Source organism: Idiomarina sp. UBA3176, assembly GCF_002364295.1.
GTDB lineage: Bacteria > Pseudomonadota > Gammaproteobacteria > Enterobacterales > Alteromonadaceae > Idiomarina > Idiomarina loihiensis.
Window position 1 is genome coordinate 1 of sequence record NZ_DEXU01000006.1, and the last position, 21,361, is coordinate 21,361.

The window sequence follows — 21,361 nt, forward strand, 5'->3', positions numbered from 1 at the left end:
CCATTGGTCCTCTCCACTCTGTTTCTATAGAAGCTTGAACCTCTATATTGGCACATTGCGATGCCGCTTAGGAGGGAGGGGACCATCTCATCAGGCTACAATTAATTACGTTTCATAACCATTAGGGTTTTGGCGTTGCCACCGCCACGCGTCTCTCACCATATCTTCCAGGCTGTGTTGTGCCGTCCAGTTTAGTTCTTGCTGAATTTTCGCGGTATCTGCCCAGAATGCCGCTAAGTCACCCTGTCTTCTCGTTTCAAAGGTAAAAGGTACTGACACATTATTCGCCTTCTCGAAGGCCTTAACCATGTTCAGCACCGACACTGGCTGACCGGTTCCTAAATTGTAGGTATGTACTCCCGAGTGCTGCGCACATTTCTCAGCAGCCACCTGGTGGCCTTTAGCTAAATCGACTACATGAAGATAATCACGCTCGCAGGTACCATCCTCGGTCGGGTAGTCATTTCCAAAAATGGATAACTTGTCTCTTCGCCCTATGGCTACCTGTGTGATAAAGGGCAACAAATTATTAGGAATACCTTTTGGGTCTTCACCAATGAGTCCACTGGGGTGCGCGCCAATAGGATTAAAATAGCGAAGTAAGCTGACCGACCAGTCCGGGTCTGCATGAGCTAAGTCGGTGAGTATACGCTCCACTATGGCTTTGCTCTCCCCATAAGGGTTGGACGTACTGCCTCGCGGCATAGATTCAACATAAGGCACAGGCGCTTCAGCGCCATAAACCGTTGCTGATGAACTAAAAATGATGCTTTTCACTCCAGACTTATGCATCGCCGAACATAAAGACAAAGTTCCGTTTACATTCGTATCGTAGTACTCCAGAGGCTTGTTCACGCTCTCGGCTACGGCTTTTAGTCCGGCAAAATGGATAACGCTATCGATTTCGTGAGTTGCTAAAATTTCCGCTACTTTAACGGTATCGCGCACATCGCCCTGAATAAAGGTCAGCGGCTTGCCCGTAATTTCCTGCACTCGCCTCAGACTCTGCTCAGAGCTGTTAACTAAGTTATCCAGCACAACCACCTGGTGCCCTGCAGTGAGTAATTCAGCCACGGTATGAGAACCAATATAACCCGCGCCTCCGGTGACTAAAATTTGTGACATAACAGTCCAGACTTGATAAACATTGCCTTCCATTTTAGCTAATTCTTTACAGGATAACGACCCAATTCTGCTACAATTGCCACAGATAAAACACTAAAGGCTTTGTATGAAAGTAATGCATTTTGTCACCGGAGGCTTTTCCGGTGGCGCAACCCAAGTCGCTCTATCTTTGGTAAAAGCTGGCCAGGAGCAGAGTGATATTGAGAACGTATTGATTCTACGTCGCAAGGCGCATATGCCAAAAGCTCGTGTTGAACAGTTAAAACAAGAGGGTTTGAAAATTGAAACCGTCAATAGCTGGACACACATCACAACAATTTTTGCACTTGTACATTTATGCCGTAAGCACAAACCAGATATTTTTGTCGCCCATGGATTCAGTGAGCACTTATGGGGGCGAGTTGCTGCTGTGCTTGCACGTGTGCCTAGAATTGTTCATGTTGAGCACAATACACGGGAGCGTTATAACCGCTTTCGTCTGGCTCTTTCCTCATTTTTAAACCGCTATACCGATGCCATTGTGGGGTGTTCTGAAGGTGTTAAACAAGTTTTACTGGAGCGAGGTTATTTGCCTCAAAAATGTTATGCAATAAGCAACGGTATTCAGTTAGCCCCGTTTGAAAAGACTCCCGCGGCGTGGGAAGTCCGGAAACGTCAAATTGTCATGGTATCGCGCATTGCAAAACAAAAAGATCATGCCACCCTGATTAGAGCAATGTCCAAGCTAAAAGAGCGTGGCATTGACGTGCCATTGAAGATAATTGGTAAAGGAAAAAACAAAAATCTTTTGCCATTGAAACGCTTAGTTAGTCAGTGTGGACTATCGGACAATATTGAATTTATGGGGTACCGCTCCGATGTACCTGAGCTGTTAATGCAAAGTCAGATTTTCGTGCAATGCACTCATTATGAAGGTATGCCTTTAACTTTAATAGAAGCCATGGCGGCAGGTTGTGCCGTGATTGGCAGCGAAGTTCCGGGCGTAAAAGAAGTGATAGAACCTGAGCGTACCGGATTGCTCCACGGCCATGAGAATGATGAAGAACTGGCTAACGCTATTGAGCTCATACTAAGCAAGCCGGATTTAGCCAAAGATATGTCGGCCAATGCTCGCAATGTCGCTTTTGAGAAATTCAGCACCGAGATCATGCATGACAATTACCATCAATTATTCAGAGATTTAACTCATAATGAAGTTTAATATTTTTCTAATTAACCTTGACCGCTCAACTGAAAGGTTACAGCGAGCTTCTGATCAAATTGAAAAGACTGGGTTCACGTTTGAACGTGTCCCTGCGGTGGATGGCGCAACCCTTACCGATGAAAAAATAGCCGAGGTGTTCGACGCAGAAACGGCAAAGCGGCGGTTTCAGTACGATTTAACTGCTGGCGAAATTGGTTGTTATTTGAGTCATATAAAATGCTGGGAAAAAATAATCGATGACAATTTAGACTATGCCGTTATTCTGGAAGACGACTTGCTATTAGACCGCCAGTTTGCGTCAGTTATTTCAACTATCCCTCAACTTAAAAGCGACTGGCATTATTTAAAACTGTCTTGCCCTTTTAAACCGAGACCCTATAAAGCCACTGAGACCGTAATGGGCGATGATAACTTAGATGTGTCATTAGTTAACTACAAAAAGAGCCCGACAGGAACTGTCGCTCAGGTCGTAAGTCGCGAAGGCGCGAAGCGTTTGCTGGCTAAAAAGCCGCCATTCTTCCGACCCATTGATATTGATTTACAATGGTCCTGGGAGGTCGGTATTACAATTCAGGGGCTTGTTCCGTATGGTGCTGATGTATCAGACGAGCCTAGCGAAATACAACGCATAGCTAAGCGTAAAGAATTAAAGCAGCGCCCGTTTAATAAGCTAAAAGAAACCGTTCGTTTCAAACTCAAATGGTAACTCTGGAGACACTGTGAAAAAAGTTTTGACTGTAATTCCAACACTTACCGGCGGCGGTGCCGAGCGGGTATGTCTGCGTTTACATGAACATTTTCTAGAGAATGGAATAGAAAGCCATATTATTGTTCTCTCGCAAAAGGTTACCTACGAACATCAGAGTTTTAAGAATATTCATATTTTGCCATTTAAGCATGTTAAGAACCTCGAGTTATTTGGGAAATCAAAGAGAATAGCTCGCGCCCTTCAGGGCACCATAGACATGCTTGAGAAGGACGGCAGTGTATTTGACGCCATATACTCACATTTGGACGAGTCTAACGTAGTTGTTAATCATCTAAAGACTCAAACTCCGTGTTTTTATGTCGTTCATATTTCTACTTGCGGAGAACTAAATGCTGCCCGTGAGCGAGGGTTGCTAAAATATTGGCGCTTAAAGAACAAAAAGAAAGCCCTGAACGGAAAGTCTGTTGTAGCGGTCTCAGAGGGTGCGAAAAACGATCTGGAAAAAATTTCATGGCTGCATCCTAAGCGGGTAACAACAATCTATAACCCAATTAATCAAGAACACATAACACAGCTAAGTCATGCTACTAATGATGCCAAGTTACTGCCCAAAGAACCCTATATTGTGCATATGGGTCGCTTTGCCAAAGCAAAACGACATGACGTTTTGCTGGATGCTTTTAAAAAAGTTGTAGCACAAAAGCCTTCTCTTAAGCTGGTATTGTTGGTAAACCCGACAGAAAAGGTTAAACAGGCTATTGCAGCACGACAGCTTCAGGAAAACGTGATTTTACCCGGCTTCATTGAAAACCCATTCCCGTGGATACGTAATGCTCAGTTGCTTGTCCTTAGCTCATCGTACGAGGGCTTCCCAAACGTATTAGTAGAATCTTTAGTTTGTAGAACGCCATTTGTTTCAACAGACTGCGACCATGGTCCCAGAGAAATTACGCATAATTTCGCCCCGAACTGGCTAGTTCCTGTAGGAGATATTGATGCTCTGGCAGAGAAAATAATTAAGTTCACCGAAGACAGGCCTACGGTGAACTTAGAGCAATGGCCTCTGCTGGAAAATATCCAGCCTGATTTTGCTATGCGCGCTTACTTATCACTAGCAGACGCGTAGCCTGACGTTTACGTCAGGAGCGGCATTCCTCCTGACATGAATGTCAGGCTACTTTGTCTTTTCTTGGTATTTTTCAAACCAATGCAGAATATAAGCTACTTTGTTCATCAGGTTACTGGGCCGCGCGTAAATACCGTGGCCTGAGTCCTGAATGCGAACCATAGCGGTGTCCACACCTTTCAATTTCAGTGCCTGATAGTACTGCTCGGTTTCTGACATAGGCGTACGATAGTCGTTTTCACCAGTCAGCAGCATGGTTGGCGTAGTCACATTGCCGACATAGCTGATAGGCGAATACTTCATGTAATGTTCCATATTCTCCCACGGCAGACCCGGGAACCAGTACTGATAGAAAAAGTTGTACATATCGGCGGTAAGCACAAAGCTGTACCAGTTAATAACCGGCTTAGCCACAACCGCAGCTTTAAAGCGGTCGGTATGTCCGACTATCCAGGCGGTTAGCACGCCGCCGCCACTACCACCTGTAACGTAAAGCTCATCTTTATCGATAAAGCCTTTGTTAATAACTGCGTCTACGCCGTCCATTAAGTCGTTGTAGTCATGGCTTGGGTAGTTGTGGTGAATTTCATTGGCAAAGTCCGAACCATAACTGGTACTGCCCCGCGGGTTGGTATAAAGCACCACGTAGCCGGCCGCAGCAAATAACTGAATTTCAGCCGCGAAGCGAGGACCATAGTTAGTGTGCGGACCACCGTGAATTTCCAGCATTAACGGGTAGTCTTTGTCTTTATCGAAACCCGGCGGATAGGCTATCCAGCCCTGCAGGTCGATGCCGTCAACGCTCGATTTATAGTTAATTTCTTCTACTTTAGCTAACTGCTTGTGCGCCAGCGCGTCCTCGTTTAACCGGGTGAGCTGCTGTACATCTCCGTCGTCCCACCGTGCCAGCTCCGCTGGACGCATTGGGTTGGAGATGGTGAACGCTATGCGGTCGTTTTTGGCTACGCTGAAGTCACCTCCGCCATATGGCCGGGCATAAGACAGACCGCCGACTCTGTTGGTCAGTTGGGTATGATCTCCGTCTAAGTCGGTGCGCGCCAGCTGTCCGACCCCATTGTTGTCGTAGGTAAAGTAAACACCTTCGCTGTCGCGGTCCCATTCAAACCCGGTAACACTGCGGTCTAAGTCTCCTGTCAGCAGTTCGACGTCGGAACCGTCTAAGTCCATTACATACAAATTAGAGGCCTGAAAGCTCATTTTGGTGTCGTCATAACCGGTAAAAGCAATTTTTTCACCGTTTGGAGAGACTTTTGGCGAACCGTCAGGGCCGTCACGCTCGGTGATTGCAGTAATTTCTTTGGAGCTTAGAGTTAGACGATAAATTTCGCTGTTAACTGGCTGACGGAATGCGTCATCACGGCGGTTAGCTGAAAAGAAAATATGCTTACTGTCCGGCGACCACGAGAGTTGCCCACCGTGATTAAATTCTTCGTCTGTTAGCTGACGCGGAGAGCCACCGGTTGCCGGAATCACATAGATTTGCTGGTGCCCGTCTTTGGCATAACCACCGCCGTCATAACGGTAGTTGCCTTTATCGATATACTTAGGCGCAGCAGTCCAGTCGGCACCTTCGGGTTTGCCCGGTAAGCTGACCGGTGCCGGTTGCGATTTAGGTGTAAACATGGAAAATGCGATCTGGCTGCCATCGGGTGACCAGCTTAAGCCAGACGGCGCTTGTGTTAGCTGAGTAACTGCCGCGCTGTCACCGGAATCGACCCAGTAAATATGCACTTGCGGGGAGCCGGTTTCGGTTGATACGTACGCCAGGCGGTCGCCACTGGGTGACCAGACCGGCTGGCTTTCACTGCCCTGACTGCCGGTTAACGGGCGAATATCACCGTCTGGCAGGCTGGCCCATAAACGCCCCACTTTGCGATCGTTGTTTATGTCCATAGACTGACGAACAAATACTGTCCATTCGCCGCTGGGATGAATAGTCGGTGATGATGCGTATTCCAGCGTGAAGATGTCTTCTAACTGGAGTTTTTCCTGGGCTGCGGCTGTACCTGAAAGCATCAGCGCCGCCGCTGTTATTATCCATTTTTTCATTGTTGTTCTCCCGGAAAATGTAACCTGCCGTGATGTAGCCTGACATTTATGTCAGGTGAGATATTGTTCCTGACATAAATGTCAGGCTACATAATAAAAAAACCGCCTCAGTAGAGACGGTTTTATCGTGATTCACGGTGTGAATCAATGTATTAGAACGCGTATGAGAAGCTAACTGACGCATAATCGCGGTCAGAAAGCGGATCGAGTTCTTCATCAGAATACATGGTGTAACCTAAGCTAACCTTGTAGGTTGACAGGTAGTCGGCTACCAAATTCAAACCTAATGACTTACGACCTTCAATAAAGTTACTGTTAGTTGAGTAGCCGTTTACGTCATGGTTAAACTGAATAGTTGGGTTTAAACCCCAGCCCTGCCAAACGTTTGAGTATTCAAACTGGAAACGGGTGCGGTAACCCCAAGCCGTTGATGTTGCGAAACCTTCGCAGTTTCCAACCTGGCTTTGGAATTGTTGAGCAACACCACTAAGGCCAGCTTGTTCCGCTGCTCCAATTAGCGGACTCATATCTGCTTGAGTTAAACACTTGCCATACAATGGAAGACGACCATAACGTTGTTCCTGTAGCCCAGGCATGTCGTGAACGTTATTCATCGCCACTTCGCCCACGAAAGTCATGCGATCAGAACCCCACAGACGGTCAACGAAACGCACAAAGCTTAACTGGGTTTGACTAACGTCTAAACGGTCATAACCATGAGCTAAACCATTACCGCCAAACGGGGTGTTATTAAAGCGGTTTGAAAAGGTACTTGGCACATTTGGACGCAGACCAGTCGTTAAAATTTCGGTGGTGTTAATTTGCACAGGCACACCATCACGGTAACTGTATTCACCGGAAACTGACCATAGGCCTAAGTTAGTACTAAAACTAAAGCCATACACTTCGGTGTCTTCTGGGTACTCGAGTACTAACCGGGGGCCATCAATAGGGTAGCCATTAGGAGAAGACCAGGTAAAACCAAGATCAAGAGGCGATACGCCTTCCTGGCTCGCTCGAGGATCTTCTGTCCAGTTATAAGCCGAAATAATAGGCGTATTGTTATGCAGGTTAAGATAATAAACGCCAAATTCAGCACCAAGATCTAACGAGTAGTAACGTAGGTTAGCACCCCACTGACCGCTGTCAGAGGCTTCTAAAACTGGGTTACTACCAATATAAGCGCCAGCTTGTACCGACTCAAAGTCGCTTAAAAAGTTTCCTTCGGTTAGTTCGGGGTTAAGCGTGACCTTGCCGCAACCCGGACCACCAATAATATCAACGCTTGAGAAATACGTACCACAGCCATCGAGTTTGGTGTTATCCCACTCGTACTGGTAAAACGCTTCTAAGTTAAGCGAGTCGGTTAGACCAATGCTAGTACTGAACATTCCTACGGGTAGCAAGGCTTCTTTAACTTCAGCGCCCGGACGACGAGCAGCGTTAACATCTAACGGGTTAATGTCGTTGATGCCATTAAAAATAAAAGAGCTTTCACCCCAGCTTAATACCTGGCGGCCCAAACGAACGTTAGTTGGCATGCCACCTAAGTCAAAGTTAGCGTAAACGAAGGCATCCAATAGTTCGACACCTTTACCTTGTGAGTAATCGTCAAAAATATCGTCATTTAATTTGCTATCAGGATAATAATTGTTACCTGCGTGACCATGCGGCATATTTTCTTCTGAAACCACATGATCGTACCAATAGTTGAAACGAATAAAGGCACCATGACTGCCGCCATCAATGCTTAAATCGTGTACGCCTTTGAATACCGACGAGACTAAGTCACCTTTATCGAAGTTAAGGTTACCGTCGTCGCCGACACTAGAACCTGCCGTTCCGCCAGCCATGTTACCCGGATGAATCAGATGGTTAGCCTGATCTTCCATACGCCACGCTGCGCCGTAAGACAGAATAGAATCGAATTTAATTTCATAATCGCCGACTTCAAAGTCAGCTGCCTGGCCTGATGCTGCAAAGCTCAGTGCAATGGCCGTAGCCAGAGGAAGTTTTTTTAGCATAGTTGTTCTTCTTTTCATTGTGAGCCACCTAATCTTTTTAACTTGTTTGGCGGTTATGTCTGAATCATGTCCGATGAGTTAAAAATATGCAAGTATATGAACACGAAAATATAACAAGTTGTTAGAAAAAGTGCGGGGAAATGTCGCTACTGACGGCTAAAACTGCACGTCAGTAGCGATTTTAACAGCTCAATAGGCGTTAGATTTTGCTGTTTAATTCCGGTAGTACGTCGAATAAGTCGGCAACTAACCCGTAGTCTGCGACCTGAAAGATAGGTGCTTCTTCGTCTTTGTTGATGGCAACAATGACTTTAGAATCCTTCATACCGGCCAGATGCTGGATAGCACCACTAATGCCTACCGCAATATAAAGCTGCGGTGCAACAATTTTACCGGTTTGACCAACCTGCATGTCGTTAGGTACGAAACCGGCGTCTACTGCAGCTCGTGATGCACCTACGGCAGCGCCCAGTTTGTCAGCAACGTCTTCGAGCAGATGGAAGTTTTCGCCGTTTTGCATACCGCGACCACCAGAAATAACAATTTCGGCTGAAGTCAGGTCAGGACGCTCAGATTCTGCCAGTTGCTCTTCAACGAACTCAGATTTGTCGTTGTTAAAAACAGAGTCGATGTTTTCAACTTCGCCGCTACCACCTTCTTCTGCGACTGCGTCGAACGCTGTTGCACGAACGGTAATGACTTTGATTTTGTCTTCTGACTGCACAGTGGCAATGGCGTTACCCGCATAGATAGGACGCTTAAAGGTGTCGTCGCTTTCTACAGAGATAATGTCAGACACCTGCGCTACGTCTAATAATGCAGCAACGCGCGGCATGAAGTTTTTGCCGGTAGTTGTGGCCGGAGCCAGAATGTGACTGTAGTTTTTACCTAAGTCGGCTACCAGTTCGCTGATGTTTTCCGCCAACTGATGCTCGTAAGCTTCATTGTCTGCCAGCATGACTTTTTTCACGCCGTCGGCTTTTGCTACGTTTTCAGCAACGGTTGAGCACCCTTTACCGGCAACCAGCACCTCGATCTCGCCACCGATTTTCTGTGCAGCGGCTAACGTTTTCAGGGTTGATGGATCAACCGCGTTATTGTCGTGTTCTGCTACCACTAAGATGCTCATAATACTTTCGCCTCGTTTTTCAGTTTGTCGACCAGCTCATCTACGTCAGCTACTTTCACGCCGGCACTACGTTCCGCAGGCGTTTCAACTTTCAGTAGCTTAATAGTGCGCTTAACTTCCACACCCAGTTCGTCCGGAGTTGTGGTTTCCAGCGGCTTACGCTTGGCTTTCATAATGTTTGGCAACGACGCATAACGCGGCTCGTTCAGGCGCAGGTCGGTGGTGACAACCGCTGGCAGAGCCAGCTTAACGGTTTGCAGGCCGCCGTCGATTTCACGAGTGACATTAACAAAACCGTCGCCCACTTCCACTTTAGACGCGAAGGTGCCCTGTGGCATACCGGTTAAAGCGCCCAGCATCTGGCCGGTCTGGTTGTTGTCTGAGTCGATAGACTGTTTGCCCAGAATAACCATGTCGGGGCCTTCTTTCTCTACTACGCCTTTTAAGATTTTGGCGGCAGATAAAGAGTCTGGCATGTCGTCGGTTTCAACCTGAATAGCACGGTCTGCACCTAGTGCTAAGGCGGTGCGAAGTTGTTCTTGAACCGCTTTAGGGCCAATAGAAACAACAACCACTTCGTCTGCTGTGCCTGCTTCTTTCAGGCGTACGGCTTCTTCTACCGCAATTTCACAGAATGGGTTAAGTGCCATTTTGACGTTTGCCAAATCGACATCGGACTGATCTGGTTTAACGCGCACCTTGACGTTGTAGTCAATGACGCGCTTAACCGCGACAAGTATCTTCATGTTGTCTTCCTTTTTCTGGAATGTTCTGAATGTTGGTATTTATTATGTTGCCATTATCCTAGACTGGCGTCGATCTCACAAGTTATGGGAGAATAAAACTCTATTGCCGTAAGGGAGAGTTTACATGGCCAGCTGGGAACAGCTTTTTCGTCACTTAGTTCAACAAGCTAAAAGTCTACCAGAATACCCGGCGGAATGTCGTGATGACGATCATCTGGTGGGTGGCTGCGAGGCGAAGGTGTGGCTGTGGCTGGATACCTCTGATGTGGAGGCAGTAGTGATTCGTTTTGACTCGGAGTCACGCATTGTGCGCGGCTTACTGGCGCTTTTGCAACAACGGCTGGACGGATGCCCTGTAGCGGAAATAGCGGCCTTTGATATTGACGCCTTTTACCGAGCCGAAGGCCTGGACAACGCGCTCAGCCCCTCGCGCAGCAACGGCCTGTACCAGGTAGCCAAAACCTTGAAGCTGCGGGTTATTGAGGCGTGAGAGAGCGCTGAGGTTATAGGAACTACTGCGGAGGACGCCCGTGAATACATCCCTGTAGGGCTTGGGCAGCGCCATCCTTGGCGCTGCACACCTCCGCAGTAGCTCCCATAACCGTCGGGCGCGCTCACGATACCTTCAATGTACGGCGCTTTAACCGGGCGGATGCCGGAACCAGGCCAACTTTTAGTCCAAAAGGCTTAAACAGTCTATTAATGACATCACTAGAATAATTACCCAAGTCATTTTCAACTTCCGAAACGGTCTTTCGGGAAGTTTTCGTGAGCTCGGCATAGTCGCTTTGATTCATTGCAGTAATTTTTTTCCTGAACTCCTGCAACGCTTGTCCCTGGCTTATTTCACCCTGTAATAGCTGTAGCGCAATGCGCTCAATAAGAGCTTCTCGCTCTTCGCCGCTAAGCCGGTTATTTTTGCTCATAGCAGCCCCCAGAGTTTCAACTTTCTTGGAATACTTGCTAACCCGCCTTCGGACATAGTTATAATAATGTACAGCACACACTTAAAATTGAGTGATATTACACTCAAAATAGACAAAAAAATCTATTTTTGCAACCTATATCACGCAAAAGATTATTTTTTGGATGTCAATCGCTTCAATAATGTAGCAGTTGCTTGCATAGCGAAGCTGCAGGTGACGACCATGGCGGCGCCAAAGCCGGAGCTGCAGTCCATGCGCATGGTGCCGGAGCCCGGTTTTTGCAGCGTGACTTCGCCTTCTTGCTCACGGGAAATTATTGGATAGCGCAGCTGCTCTTCGGAATAGACACAGTCGACGCCCCATTTACGTTTGGGGTTCTTGGAAAAGCCGTAGTCGCGGCGCAGTTGTGAGCGCACCTTGGCCAACAACGGGTCTTGTTTGGCTTTGGCAAGGTCACCGACGCGGATCATACCAGGGTCTATCTGCCCACCCGCTCCGCCGCACACCACTAAACGCAGCTTACGACGCTTACACCAGGCCACCAGTGCTGACTTAGTATTAACGCTGTCTATGGCATCGAGCACGGCATCGGCGCCGGTTAAGTATTCTTCAAAGTTTTCCGGCAGCAAATAGTCGTCAATTAACCGCACTTCGCAGTTAGGATTAATGCTTTTCACCCGCTGCGCCAATACTTCGCTTTTAAGCTGGCCTATGGTGTTATCCGTTGCCGGTAGCTGGCGGTTAATATTAGTGACACACACGTCATCCAGGTCTATAAGCGTTAGCTTACCAATACCTGTACGCGCCAGAGCTTCCACCGCCCATGAGCCAACGCCGCCAAGCCCGGCGACCACAATATGTAACTGCTGAAACTGCGTTAACGACGCTTGTCCGTATACACGGCTTACGCCGCCAAAACGTTGATCAGGTACTTCTTCACTCATGGCTGGGTTGTTCACTCACATCGTAAATAATAATGCCCACCTGGTGCACTTCACCACGCGGGTTCTTCAGCGGAATTAAGGTGACATTCTGGTACATCCATTCACTCTGCCCGCTTATTGGGCGGCTGTGGCGAAAACGAAAGACGTAAGGACGTTGTTGCCAGGTAATAAACACCCGCGAATTTAACTGCCGCACCCGGTCAATTTTACGCTGAAACCAAGCCTCTTCGATACCCGGACAGCAGCGAAATAAGTTTTTATCGCGTACTTCACTAGGCCGCAGGCCACTGTGATTCTGCATAAACTCGTTCCACATCTGAATGTTGTTGTCGTTATCAATAACCACAATACCGACATCAATGGCGCCCAGAATGCTCAGTTTACTGTGCAGTTCGTCCATATCGTCTATCATTCGTCGTCTCCCTGAAGCCAATGAGCCAGCTGCTGGTCAAGAATTTTCACCGCATCGGCCGGAAATAACAGCAGTAAGTCGAAAGCCAGTTTGTGCTCCGGTAACTGATAACCTATTTCTATTGCCAGAATTTTCTGCCAGCGATGTTCGCCGTGTTTAATCAATTCCCGCATTGACTGATGTTCGCCTAACAGCACCGGCTGCGAAGCTGCAAATTCCACATGCAGTTGCTGGCCTAAGCCGTTTAAACACGCCGAGGACAAAATGGACGCGACGTCCATTAACGACTCAATGCGTTGTTGCTTAATTGAGCCGCTTTCACCAAGCTTAGCGCCCAACAACTTGCCAATATCGTCAATAGAGGCGTCATTAAACAGCGTTAGCGCTTCGCCAAGAATACCGCTGCCGGAAAACCCCTGACTTACCGCGGCCACCTGCTTGTTGGTGTCGATAGACTCTATGGCCATGTGCAGCTCGGAAGGGGCGATAAAATTGACATTAGGTACAGGCAGTTCAATAAAGGTATCCAGCACCCGGGCTAAGTGATCACCTGCTTGCCCCATGGCAACGTTCGATACTTCCCGGTAAACATCCAGCGGATTCGCCGGCGTTTGTGGTGTTTCATCGGCCAGTTTAAGCTGACCCGCGGCCGGTTGGTACAAACCAAATTGCTGCAACAGAGTTTGTATGTCTTCTGGCTTCATTGGCTTTTTCACAAAAGCCATAGCCCCCAGCGCCTGCACACGCTTTTGAGCTTCGGGCTGAATGTCACCGGACACGACAATAACCAAAGTTTCTAATTGCTCTTCTTTTATAGCCTGCAGAGTTTCGTAGCCGTCTTTTACCGGCATGTTTAAGTCCAGAAACAGCACTTCGGCGCGACCTTCGCGCACGCATGCCAGCGCCTGCTCGCCGTGTTCCGCCTGGTGAACCTCAGCATCCCAGTCATCTGGCAGCGTGCGTAGTAGCTGCTTACGCGCCATTTTGGAATCATCGCACAGAGTGACTTTTAACGTCATAGATTCAGGCTCCCGGCCATTGTTGAATGCTTTTATTCTAGCGCAGGCCACAACCTGATGCCATTGCATGTGGATATACCCGCCGACGTAGCCTGACATTTATGTCAGGTGAGATATACCCACAGTTAAAATACCGCCTAAATAATTAGGCGATGTCATGTGTTCAACATCGCTCCTGACGTAAACGTCAGGCTACATCAATGCCAAGCTGCATCAACCAATACGCCGTTTTCCTACAACACAATGGAATTGACCGTTTCCGGGTTATGGCTATTAATTACCTGCATGACTAATGTACGCAGATACTACGAAGGTGGATGGTATTTTTTTACCGTTTGCACCCACAAAAGACAAAAGGTACTAACACACCCCGATGTTCTGGCTGCGTTACGTAGTGCCGTGAAAGAAACCATGCGTACTCACCCTTTTGAAATAGAGGCCTGGGTTGTCATGCCTGATCACCTGCATTGCGTATTGCGAATAGTGGACACTGATGTTCCGGTTCGATGGTCTAAAATTAAGGCCTTAACTTCTAAAGCTTTACCTGAGTTCTCCGCCAAAAATTATAGTCAGCACTATAAGAATAAAAGTAGACAAAAGCGGCAGTTAAGCAGCCTATGGCAGAAAGGGTATTGGGAGCACACAATTCGTAATGAGAAAGAGTTATACATGTATTTGCTTTACTGTTGCTACAATCCGGTAAAACACCGTTACGTTTCAAACGCTACCGAATGGCCCTATTCAACTTTGAATCGTTACCTGCGTAACAATCGATACCCGCCCGATTGGGCTTACATTAACGAATCTTGGGTAGACAGTAACTTGGCCGCATATGACCCATGACGCAACCTACGCTGGTGATGTAGCCTGACATTTATGTCAGGTGAGGTATCCCCAGTAAAAATACCGCCTAAATAATTAAGCGATGCCGTGTATTCGACATCGCTCCTGACGTAAACGTCAGGCTACACTGCGAATGGGTATTTAATGGGTTCGTGACACTGGTAGCCGCTGACGGTGAAATCGTCTTTGCTGACCCAGGTTTCAATGTCTTCTAAAGACTTTATCTCTGGGTTAATATGCAGCTGTGGCGATGGAAAAGGCTCTCGTTTCAGCTGTACATCACGCATGAGTTCCAACTGGTTCTCATAAATGTGAGCGTTCACTATCTTGTGGTAGGCTTTGCCCGGCTTGTGACCAGTAATTTGTGCCACCAAAGCTAAAAGAGCAAAACACTGAATTTGGTTAAAGTTGAGTCCCAGGGGCACGTCACAGCTGCGTTGGTAAGAGGTTAGGTAAAGCGTGTCGCCTAACAGCGAAAAGTTGTGGGTATGCATGCACGGACGCAAACAACCCAGTTCAAATTCACCAGGGTTATAGAAAGTAACAATTTCCCCACGGTCATCAATGCCTTTCGACAGGTTATTAATGACCTTTTTCAGCTGGTCTAAGTGGCTGCCATCCGGCTTTTGCCATGAGCGCCCCTGCACACCGTATACACGGCCCATGTCGTCTTCGCCTTTGCGATTCGGATTATTCAGCCATGCCTGGTTTTCGTTGGCATTGGCGTCCCAGGTTTTGCAGCCAATATCGCGGAATTGAGCGGCACTATTGTAGCCTCGCAAGTATCCTAGAAGCTCAGCAATAGCTGACTTGTAATAGCTTTTCCGAGTAGTAATTAAAGGAAATTGATTGTTCGCAACATCATACTCTAAGTCGGCGTTTATAACCGTCAGGCAGTTAATGCCTGTACGCTCATTTTTAACCCAGACACCTTCGTCGACAATGCGCTGACACAGTTCTAAATATTGTTTCATTTTTTATATAAATTGTATTTTGCGTAATGTTTTACATCGTACCTGATGCTGTAGCCTGATGCTATTGCATCAGGTGAGATCTTATCCGTGGAAGCTCATTTGAAGTAGCCTGACGTTTACGTCAGGAACGGTATCCCGCATGCCCTCTTCGTAGCCTGACATTCATGTCAGGGCTAATATCCCACCTGACATGAATGTCAGGCTACATCCCGTATCCATCAGCCCGTAGGCGATTGTTTCTGTGCACGTACCATGAGAATAATACCCAGAATAATCATTGGCAGGGTCAGCCATTGGCCCATGGACATGCCTAAAGACAGCAGGCCTAAGTGAGCATCGGGTTCGCGGAAGAATTCGACAATAAAGCGTGCAACACCATAGCCGAGCAGGAACAACCCGCTAACCGCACCAACGCCTCGGGGTTTGCGCTGGAACCACAGAATAACAGCGAACAACAGCAGGCCTTCTAACAAAGCTTCGTATAACTGTGACGGATGGCGTGGCACCGGCCCGCCACTGGGAAAATACATAGCCCAGGGCACTTCTGCCGCACGCCCCCAAAGCTCGCCGTTAATAAAGTTACCAATGCGTCCGAAAAATAACCCCATAGGCACTAACGGAGCAACAAAGTCGCCTACTTGCAAAAACGAGCGCTGTTTTTTGCGGGCATACAGATACATAGCAGCAATAACACCCAGCAAGCCGCCGTGGAATGACATACCGCCTTCGTGAATGTAGAACAGGTACAACGGGTTATCGATAAAGTAGTCAAAGTGATAGAACAGGGTATAACCAATACGACCACCGAGAATAACGCCGATAAAACCCCAGAACATCAGATCGCTGAATTCTTCTTTGCTCCAGTTAGGGTCTGTTTTGGTCTGGCGCATGCCCCAAAAATAAGCGAAGGCAAAAGCCGCTATATAGGCAAGGCCATACCAGCGAATGTCCAAAGGTCCCCAAATATGAAAAAGAACAGGATCAATGGCGGGAAATTGCCAATAGTCATTAGACGGCACTGCTTGTACTCCCTGCTTTATAGTTAATTAAAAATAAGTTGTATGGCGACCAGAATTAAAAACGCCGCAAAAACGCGCTGTAACTGTTTAACTGGTAATTTGTGCGCCAGTTTAGCACCCAGTGGGGCGAATAGCACCGATGCAACGGAAATCCCTAACCAGGCAGGCACATTAATTAGACCTAAAGCACCGGTTTCCCTACCCGACAACCAGCCATTTAAAATGAACATTACGACCGAGCTGCAACCAATAACAAAACTGCCGAGCGAGGAAATAGCGATAGCCTGGCGCACCGGTAAGCGCATACGGCTTAAAAATGGCACGGTCAACGCTCCACCGCCAATACCAACCAGGCCCGATATGGTTCCGATAATATAACTGCCCAGCGCCACTAACCGTTTAGAAACTGAAGTTAATGGTTCGCCAGTTTTCTGCGGAAGTACCATGCGGGCAGCCAGGGCTATTAACACAATTGAGAAAATGATTTTTAACCAGTCCGGATCAACAACAGTGACCAGAAAAGCGCCCGTCATTGCGCCAACAGACAAGCCCGGCAATACCCTAATTAGCCAGAATTTCTCCATCAAACCATGTTTAGCATGCGCACGTGATGCACTGGCTGTGGTCATGCAAATGGTTGCCAGACTGGTGGCAATTGCGCTGGGGACAACCAGCTCCGGCGGCACGCCAATAATAGGCAGTAAATAAATGAGTAGTGGCACAATAACCAGACCACCGCCAATACCTAGCAAGCCGGCTAATAAACCCGCCACTGCTCCGCCGCCAATACACCAAATCCAGGTGGTGAGTAACATGCTTATTTCCCTGCTCTGACAAAACCACCGAGTCCGATGCTTTCCATCTTCTCGGCAATCATTTTGCGAATTTGATCGGGGTTACGTGCCTGCAAAGCTTTAGCCAGCATCACGTTTAACGTGCTGGAACGCACATTACGCAGTATCCAGCGCACCCGGTCGACGTTATAACTGTTCATACTGAGCTGTCGATAACCCATAGCCACCAGCAGTAAAGCACCGCCCGGATCACCGGCTAACTCGCCGCAGACACTAACGGGCTTACCAATTTCTTCGCAGCGCCGGGCGATTTCATCCAGGCTGGCTAATACTGCCGGGTGGTAGGCGTCATAAAGGCTGGCAACGCGGCGGTTATTCCTGTCCACCGCCAGCAAATACTGTGTCAGGTCATTACTGCCGACCGAGAAAAAGTCGACTTTGCTGGCCATAGCCGGCAACTGATAAATAGCGGCGGGCACTTCTATCATCACGCCCAGCTGCGGCTGAAACAGGTTAACACCCACTTCACAGCCCTGCTCTTCGGCTACCTCAAAATACGCTTGTTTGATAAGCCGTGACGCTTCGTCAACTTCGCTGGTGCTGGTTATCATGGGCAGCAAAATACGCAAATTGCTTTTGCCAATACTGGCTCGCAACATAGCGCGAATTTGAATCAGGAAAATTTCCGGATGGTCCAGAGTTAACCTTATACCGCGCCACCCCAGAAATGGGTTGTCTTCTTTTAACGGAAAATAGGGTAGCGGCTTGTCTCCGCCAACATCCAGAGTACGCATAACCACTGGCTGATCAGGAAACTGATCCAGCACTTCCTGATACATTTCGGTTTGTTCGTCTTCTGTGGGCAATTGGTCGCGCATCATGAAAGGTATTTCTGAGCGATACAGACCCACGCCATCGATGTTCAGCGTTTTCAGGTAGTCGTGAGTAACATCCAGCCCAAGGTTCAGGTGCAGGCTTATGCGCTGACCATCCTGCGTTTCTGCAGGCAAATGACTGTGCTCGGTAACAATGTCACGCAGTTCTTGTTCTTCTTCGGCTAACTGATGAAACTGAGTTAATACTTGCGCTGGCGGGTCCACATAAATTTCGCCAGTGTAGCCATCTACTGCCAGCAAGCGGTCGGAGAAGAAGTGCAGCTCGATGTCGTCGACACCCAGCACCGCCGGAATGTTCATGCTGCGCGCCATAATAGCGGCATGCGAGTTACTCGAACCATTTAATGAAATGATACCGGCAATTTGGTCTCGCGGCAGCTCGGCCAACATTGAAGCAGTGACTTCGTCCGCTATCAAAATGAAGTTGTCCGGCAAGGGCTTGCGTTTGCGCTGACGGTTTTGTAAGTGCAACAGCACCCGCTGACCTATGTCACGCACATCGGTGGCGCGTTCTTGCAGATAAGAGTCTTCTAATGCCTCAAACTGAGCAACAAACTGCTCGACCACGTATTTTAATGCGGTTTGCGCGCGCCAGCCTTCTTTAATCATGTTTTCGACGGCGTCGCCCATACTGGCCGCGTCCAGCATGCCCTGGTACACATCGAAAATTGCCAGCGTATCATCCGGCACCTGCCCCGCCATGCGCCTGGACAGTTCTTTTAAGTCGGCTCGGGTACGTGCAACCGCCTGACGGAACTTGCGAATTTCGTGAATGGGTTTGTCGGAACGTCGTGGAGTCACTTCATCTATACGCGCTTCTGGTCGCGACACATAAGCCTCACCCACGGCCACACCGGGCGAACCGGGCAAGCCCCTTAAGCTGTGTATCCAGGGGGAGTGTTCACTAACCAGCAAACCTTTGGCATCGGCATGCGCTATAACTGCCGCCAACTGCGCTGCCAAAGTAACAATAAAAGCTTCTTCTTCACGACTAAAACTGCGCGCCACACTTTGATGCACCACCACTATACCCAGCACTTTGCGGCGGTGGATAATAGGAGCGGCTAGTAAGCCCTTATAAATATTCTCGTTGGTGTCGCTGAGTTTTTTGTTGGCGGGATGCATACTGGCATCGGCAATGTTTAGCGGCTCTTCTCGTTGTGCCGCTAAACTGATAATACCTTCGCCAAAGTCGACCCGGACGGGTTTTCCGTCTTCGGCACGCAAGCCGTCACTGGCCGCCATAACAAACTGACGCTGGTCGTTGTCGGCCAAAAATACACTGCAACTGTCGGTTTCTAAGGCTTCGCGCACCTGACTCACCATGGTAGTTAATGCCATGTTGAAATCAGGCGCTTTATTGACGCCCTGGACTATCCTTTGCAATGTAACCAACATCATATTTAACGTTTGCGCCTGTGCTGACGCCCTCCCGAAGCTCGAAATGGCATCGCCTGCGTGGCAAACTCTTTCATCACCCGACGATATACATCGCGCTTGAAGGATACGACCTGCCGCACCGGGTACCAATAACTGACCCAGCGCCAGCCATCAAATTCAGGGTGGCCTGAATGTAAAACATCTACGTCTTCTTCACGACATTTTAGCCGTAACAAAAACCACTTTTGCTTTTGTCCAACACACATGGGCCGCTGTTCACGTCGAATTAAGCGCTTTGGCAAGCGATAACGCAACCACTGTCGGCTGGTGTACAGAATTTCAACCTGCTCCGGCTTTAACCCGACCTCTTCGTAGAGTTCGCGGTACATTGCCTGCTCAGGGGTCTCGCCTTCGTGAATTCCTCCTTGCGGAAATTGCCAGCTTTGCTGGTTAATTCGACGAGCCCAAAATACCTGCCCATGCCCGTTACAGATGACGATTCCTACGTTTGCCCGGAACCCTTCTGCATCTATCACGCGAGCATCCTCAATTATTCTCTGTTACAGTGGATTCTTCCATAAAGCCCGGTTGCGGGCAAATGCTGATTCACTATTTACGAAGATTTAAGTCATGACCGACAAGCCACAACGCCCTCAGTCCATTGATGAATTGTTTCAGCGCGCGGCGGCTTTAGCTGGCCGTACATTTGCTGACCTGGCTGCTGAAACCGGGTTGCAGGTACCCAAAGATTTACGCCGCGACAAAGGCTGGGTGGGACAACTACTGGAGCTGCAACTGGGTGCCACTGCGGGCTCTAAGCCCACGCAGGACTTCCCTGAGCTGGGTGTTGAACTCAAAACGCTGCCGGTAACGCCCGACGGTGAACCGCTGGAAACCACTTTTGTCTGTACCGCTCCTTTAGTAAATATTCAGGGAGTCCAATGGACCACTTCTAACGTACGAAATAAATTACAACAGGTGTTGTGGCTGCCCATTGACGGCCGCCGCGAAGTGCCTTTAGCCGAGCGGGTAGTTGGCAGTGCGTTTTTGTGGATACCTAGCGAACAGGAAGAAGCCTTGCTGCGCAACGACTGGGAAGAGCATATGGACCGTATTGCTTTGGGCCAGGTTGAGAGTATTACCGCACGTCAGGGGGAAGCCATGCAAATTCGCCCCAAAGCCGCAGACGGTTCGGCGCTGACCGAGGCCATTGGCCCGGAAGGTACTATAATTGAAGTGCGCCCACGGGGCTTTTATCTTAAGAAGGATTTCACCCGGCAGATATTGCAGCGGATGTTTATGTAATCCGAGGAATCATCGGTTGTACACAGGAGAAACTATGCAATTTAATGTCAGTCCTCAGGCTAAGCGCAATGCATTAACCTTTTGTGGGTTGGCGGTATTGTTGTTTGCGCTACTGGTTTTCCTTCATCTGGTGCGAGACGATATTCCGGTGGGTGTTACTGTGGTGCTCGGCGCAACGTCCGGCATATTCTTGCTGTTAGGCATTGGTAAAGTGATAGAGCCTCCGGTTTCACTGGTGATAACCGAAGACGGCATTCGTTATTTGCACCGCCGTGGACAATGGCAGATTCGCTGGGAAAATATTATCCGTTACGACGTTCCCCGAGTGAACCGGGTGCTGGAGCTTGAAGACGCCCCCTTTCTGGGGTTCCGGTTGTATCAGGTTGAAGAAGTGCTGGATGATATTTCGCCCCGGCTTGCTTCTGCCTTATTGTTCGAACAACGTCAGTTGCTGACTATGGCGTTGCGGCATCAGGCACCGGAGCGCGAGGATTATACACCTTATTTTGATATTCCGGACAGTTACATTAGCCCTAATGGCACTGTTTATAAGGGGCTAATTGGTGTGTTTGGTAAGCGCATGGAACAAATGCGGGAATTACTTGGTTACGACCTTTACGTAAGTTCCAATGCGCTGGACCGCGACATTTACGATTTTAAAGCCCATTTGCAGAAGTTACAGGCATCGCGTAAGTAGCCTGATGAGATGGTCCCCT

The 21,361-nt window shown here is 48.4% G+C and carries 21 protein-coding genes; 7 read left to right on the forward strand and 14 right to left on the reverse strand.

Annotation, left to right across the window (positions count from 1 at the left end):
* Positions 1-105: 105 nt before the first annotated feature.
* Entirely contained in the window at positions 106-1,125 is a 1,020-nt protein-coding gene (gene galE / locus B2U97_RS02965; protein ID WP_286830227.1) for a UDP-glucose 4-epimerase GalE, read from the reverse strand.
* A gap of 106 nt (positions 1,126-1,231) precedes the next feature.
* Here galE and B2U97_RS02970 point away from each other — a divergent pair, with 106 nt between their 5' ends.
* The 3 genes from B2U97_RS02970 to B2U97_RS02980 are packed head-to-tail and all read left to right on the forward strand — an operon-like array spanning position 1,232 to position 4,164.
* Positions 1,232-2,326 (forward strand): glycosyltransferase, encoded by a 1,095-nt coding sequence (locus B2U97_RS02970; RefSeq protein ID WP_286823370.1) that lies wholly within the window; start codon positions 1,232-1,234, stop codon positions 2,324-2,326.
* Entirely contained in the window at positions 2,316-3,035 is a 720-nt protein-coding gene (locus tag B2U97_RS02975; protein WP_286823369.1) for a glycosyltransferase family 25 protein, read from the forward strand. The genes B2U97_RS02970 and B2U97_RS02975 overlap by 11 nt, the downstream gene beginning before the upstream one ends.
* A gap of 13 nt (positions 3,036-3,048) precedes the next feature.
* Positions 3,049-4,164, forward strand: coding sequence for a glycosyltransferase (locus tag B2U97_RS02980; RefSeq protein ID WP_286823368.1), 1,116 nt, complete (start codon positions 3,049-3,051; stop codon positions 4,162-4,164).
* 48 nt (positions 4,165-4,212) lie between these two features.
* Here the strand turns inward: B2U97_RS02980 and B2U97_RS02985 are convergent, their stop codons facing one another.
* From B2U97_RS02985 to B2U97_RS03000, 4 genes are all read right to left on the reverse strand, one after another.
* Positions 4,213-6,234, reverse strand: coding sequence for an alpha/beta hydrolase family protein (locus B2U97_RS02985; RefSeq protein ID WP_286823367.1), 2,022 nt, complete (start codon positions 6,232-6,234; stop codon positions 4,213-4,215).
* 152 nt (positions 6,235-6,386) lie between these two features.
* Complete coding sequence (locus tag B2U97_RS02990; RefSeq protein WP_286823559.1) at positions 6,387-8,276, reverse strand: DUF1302 domain-containing protein; 1,890 nt, start codon at positions 8,274-8,276, stop codon at positions 6,387-6,389.
* A gap of 181 nt (positions 8,277-8,457) precedes the next feature.
* Positions 8,458-9,387 carry an electron transfer flavoprotein subunit alpha/FixB family protein gene (locus tag B2U97_RS02995; protein ID WP_286823561.1) on the reverse strand — a complete coding sequence of 310 codons (930 nt, stop codon included), beginning with the start codon at positions 9,385-9,387 and terminating at the stop codon, positions 8,458-8,460.
* Positions 9,384-10,133 (reverse strand): electron transfer flavoprotein subunit beta/FixA family protein, encoded by a 750-nt coding sequence (locus B2U97_RS03000; protein WP_286823563.1) that lies wholly within the window; start codon positions 10,131-10,133, stop codon positions 9,384-9,386. The genes B2U97_RS02995 and B2U97_RS03000 overlap by 4 nt, the downstream gene beginning before the upstream one ends.
* A gap of 124 nt (positions 10,134-10,257) precedes the next feature.
* Between B2U97_RS03000 and B2U97_RS03005 the strand changes: the two genes are divergently transcribed.
* Positions 10,258-10,623: a SufE family protein gene (locus B2U97_RS03005; protein ID WP_286823565.1), complete on the forward strand. Its 366-nt coding sequence runs from the start codon at positions 10,258-10,260 to the stop codon at positions 10,621-10,623.
* A gap of 124 nt (positions 10,624-10,747) precedes the next feature.
* Here B2U97_RS03005 and B2U97_RS03010 read toward each other — a convergent pair whose 3' ends face one another.
* The 4 genes from B2U97_RS03010 to B2U97_RS03025 form a co-directional block, all read right to left on the reverse strand.
* Entirely contained in the window at positions 10,748-11,059 is a 312-nt protein-coding gene (locus tag B2U97_RS03010; protein WP_051018709.1) for a transcriptional regulator, read from the reverse strand.
* Positions 11,060-11,211: 152 nt separating this feature from the next.
* Positions 11,212-12,003 carry a tRNA cyclic N6-threonylcarbamoyladenosine(37) synthase TcdA gene (gene tcdA / locus B2U97_RS03015; protein WP_286823566.1) on the reverse strand — a complete coding sequence of 264 codons (792 nt, stop codon included), beginning with the start codon at positions 12,001-12,003 and terminating at the stop codon, positions 11,212-11,214.
* Positions 11,996-12,415, reverse strand: a complete 420-nt coding sequence (locus B2U97_RS03020; protein WP_011233771.1) for a PAS domain-containing protein — start codon at positions 12,413-12,415, stop codon at positions 11,996-11,998. The genes tcdA and B2U97_RS03020 overlap by 8 nt, the downstream gene beginning before the upstream one ends.
* Positions 12,412-13,503, reverse strand: a complete 1,092-nt coding sequence (locus B2U97_RS03025; RefSeq protein WP_286823567.1) for a response regulator — start codon at positions 13,501-13,503, stop codon at positions 12,412-12,414. The genes B2U97_RS03020 and B2U97_RS03025 overlap by 4 nt, the downstream gene beginning before the upstream one ends.
* Before the next feature lie 90 nt (positions 13,504-13,593).
* On the opposite strand from B2U97_RS03025, the gene B2U97_RS03030 reads away from it, so the two are divergent.
* Positions 13,594-14,277: an REP-associated tyrosine transposase gene (locus B2U97_RS03030; protein WP_286823568.1), complete on the forward strand. Its 684-nt coding sequence runs from the start codon at positions 13,594-13,596 to the stop codon at positions 14,275-14,277.
* Positions 14,278-14,399: 122 nt separating this feature from the next.
* Here the strand turns inward: B2U97_RS03030 and B2U97_RS03035 are convergent, their stop codons facing one another.
* From B2U97_RS03035 to rppH, 5 genes are all read right to left on the reverse strand, one after another.
* Entirely contained in the window at positions 14,400-15,251 is an 852-nt protein-coding gene (locus B2U97_RS03035; RefSeq protein ID WP_286823570.1) for a thymidylate synthase, read from the reverse strand.
* A gap of 218 nt (positions 15,252-15,469) precedes the next feature.
* Positions 15,470-16,270 carry a prolipoprotein diacylglyceryl transferase gene (gene lgt / locus B2U97_RS03040; protein WP_286823572.1) on the reverse strand — a complete coding sequence of 267 codons (801 nt, stop codon included), beginning with the start codon at positions 16,268-16,270 and terminating at the stop codon, positions 15,470-15,472.
* A 23-nt stretch (positions 16,271-16,293) separates the two neighbouring features.
* Entirely contained in the window at positions 16,294-17,085 is a 792-nt protein-coding gene (locus tag B2U97_RS03045; protein WP_011233765.1) for a sulfite exporter TauE/SafE family protein, read from the reverse strand.
* A 2-nt stretch (positions 17,086-17,087) separates the two neighbouring features.
* Complete coding sequence (ptsP, locus tag B2U97_RS03050) at positions 17,088-19,358, reverse strand: phosphoenolpyruvate--protein phosphotransferase (protein WP_034818547.1); 2,271 nt, start codon at positions 19,356-19,358, stop codon at positions 17,088-17,090.
* Between the two features lie 5 nt (positions 19,359-19,363).
* Positions 19,364-19,876, reverse strand: a complete 513-nt coding sequence (gene rppH, locus B2U97_RS03055; protein ID WP_011233763.1) for an RNA pyrophosphohydrolase — start codon at positions 19,874-19,876, stop codon at positions 19,364-19,366.
* A gap of 94 nt (positions 19,877-19,970) precedes the next feature.
* Between rppH and mutH the strand changes: the two genes are divergently transcribed.
* Positions 19,971-20,645 carry a DNA mismatch repair endonuclease MutH gene (gene mutH / locus B2U97_RS03060; protein ID WP_273025233.1) on the forward strand — a complete coding sequence of 225 codons (675 nt, stop codon included), beginning with the start codon at positions 19,971-19,973 and terminating at the stop codon, positions 20,643-20,645.
* 34 nt (positions 20,646-20,679) lie between these two features.
* Positions 20,680-21,342: a DUF2982 domain-containing protein gene (locus tag B2U97_RS03065; RefSeq protein WP_110013609.1), complete on the forward strand. Its 663-nt coding sequence runs from the start codon at positions 20,680-20,682 to the stop codon at positions 21,340-21,342.
* The last annotated feature ends 19 nt before the right edge of the window (positions 21,343-21,361 follow it).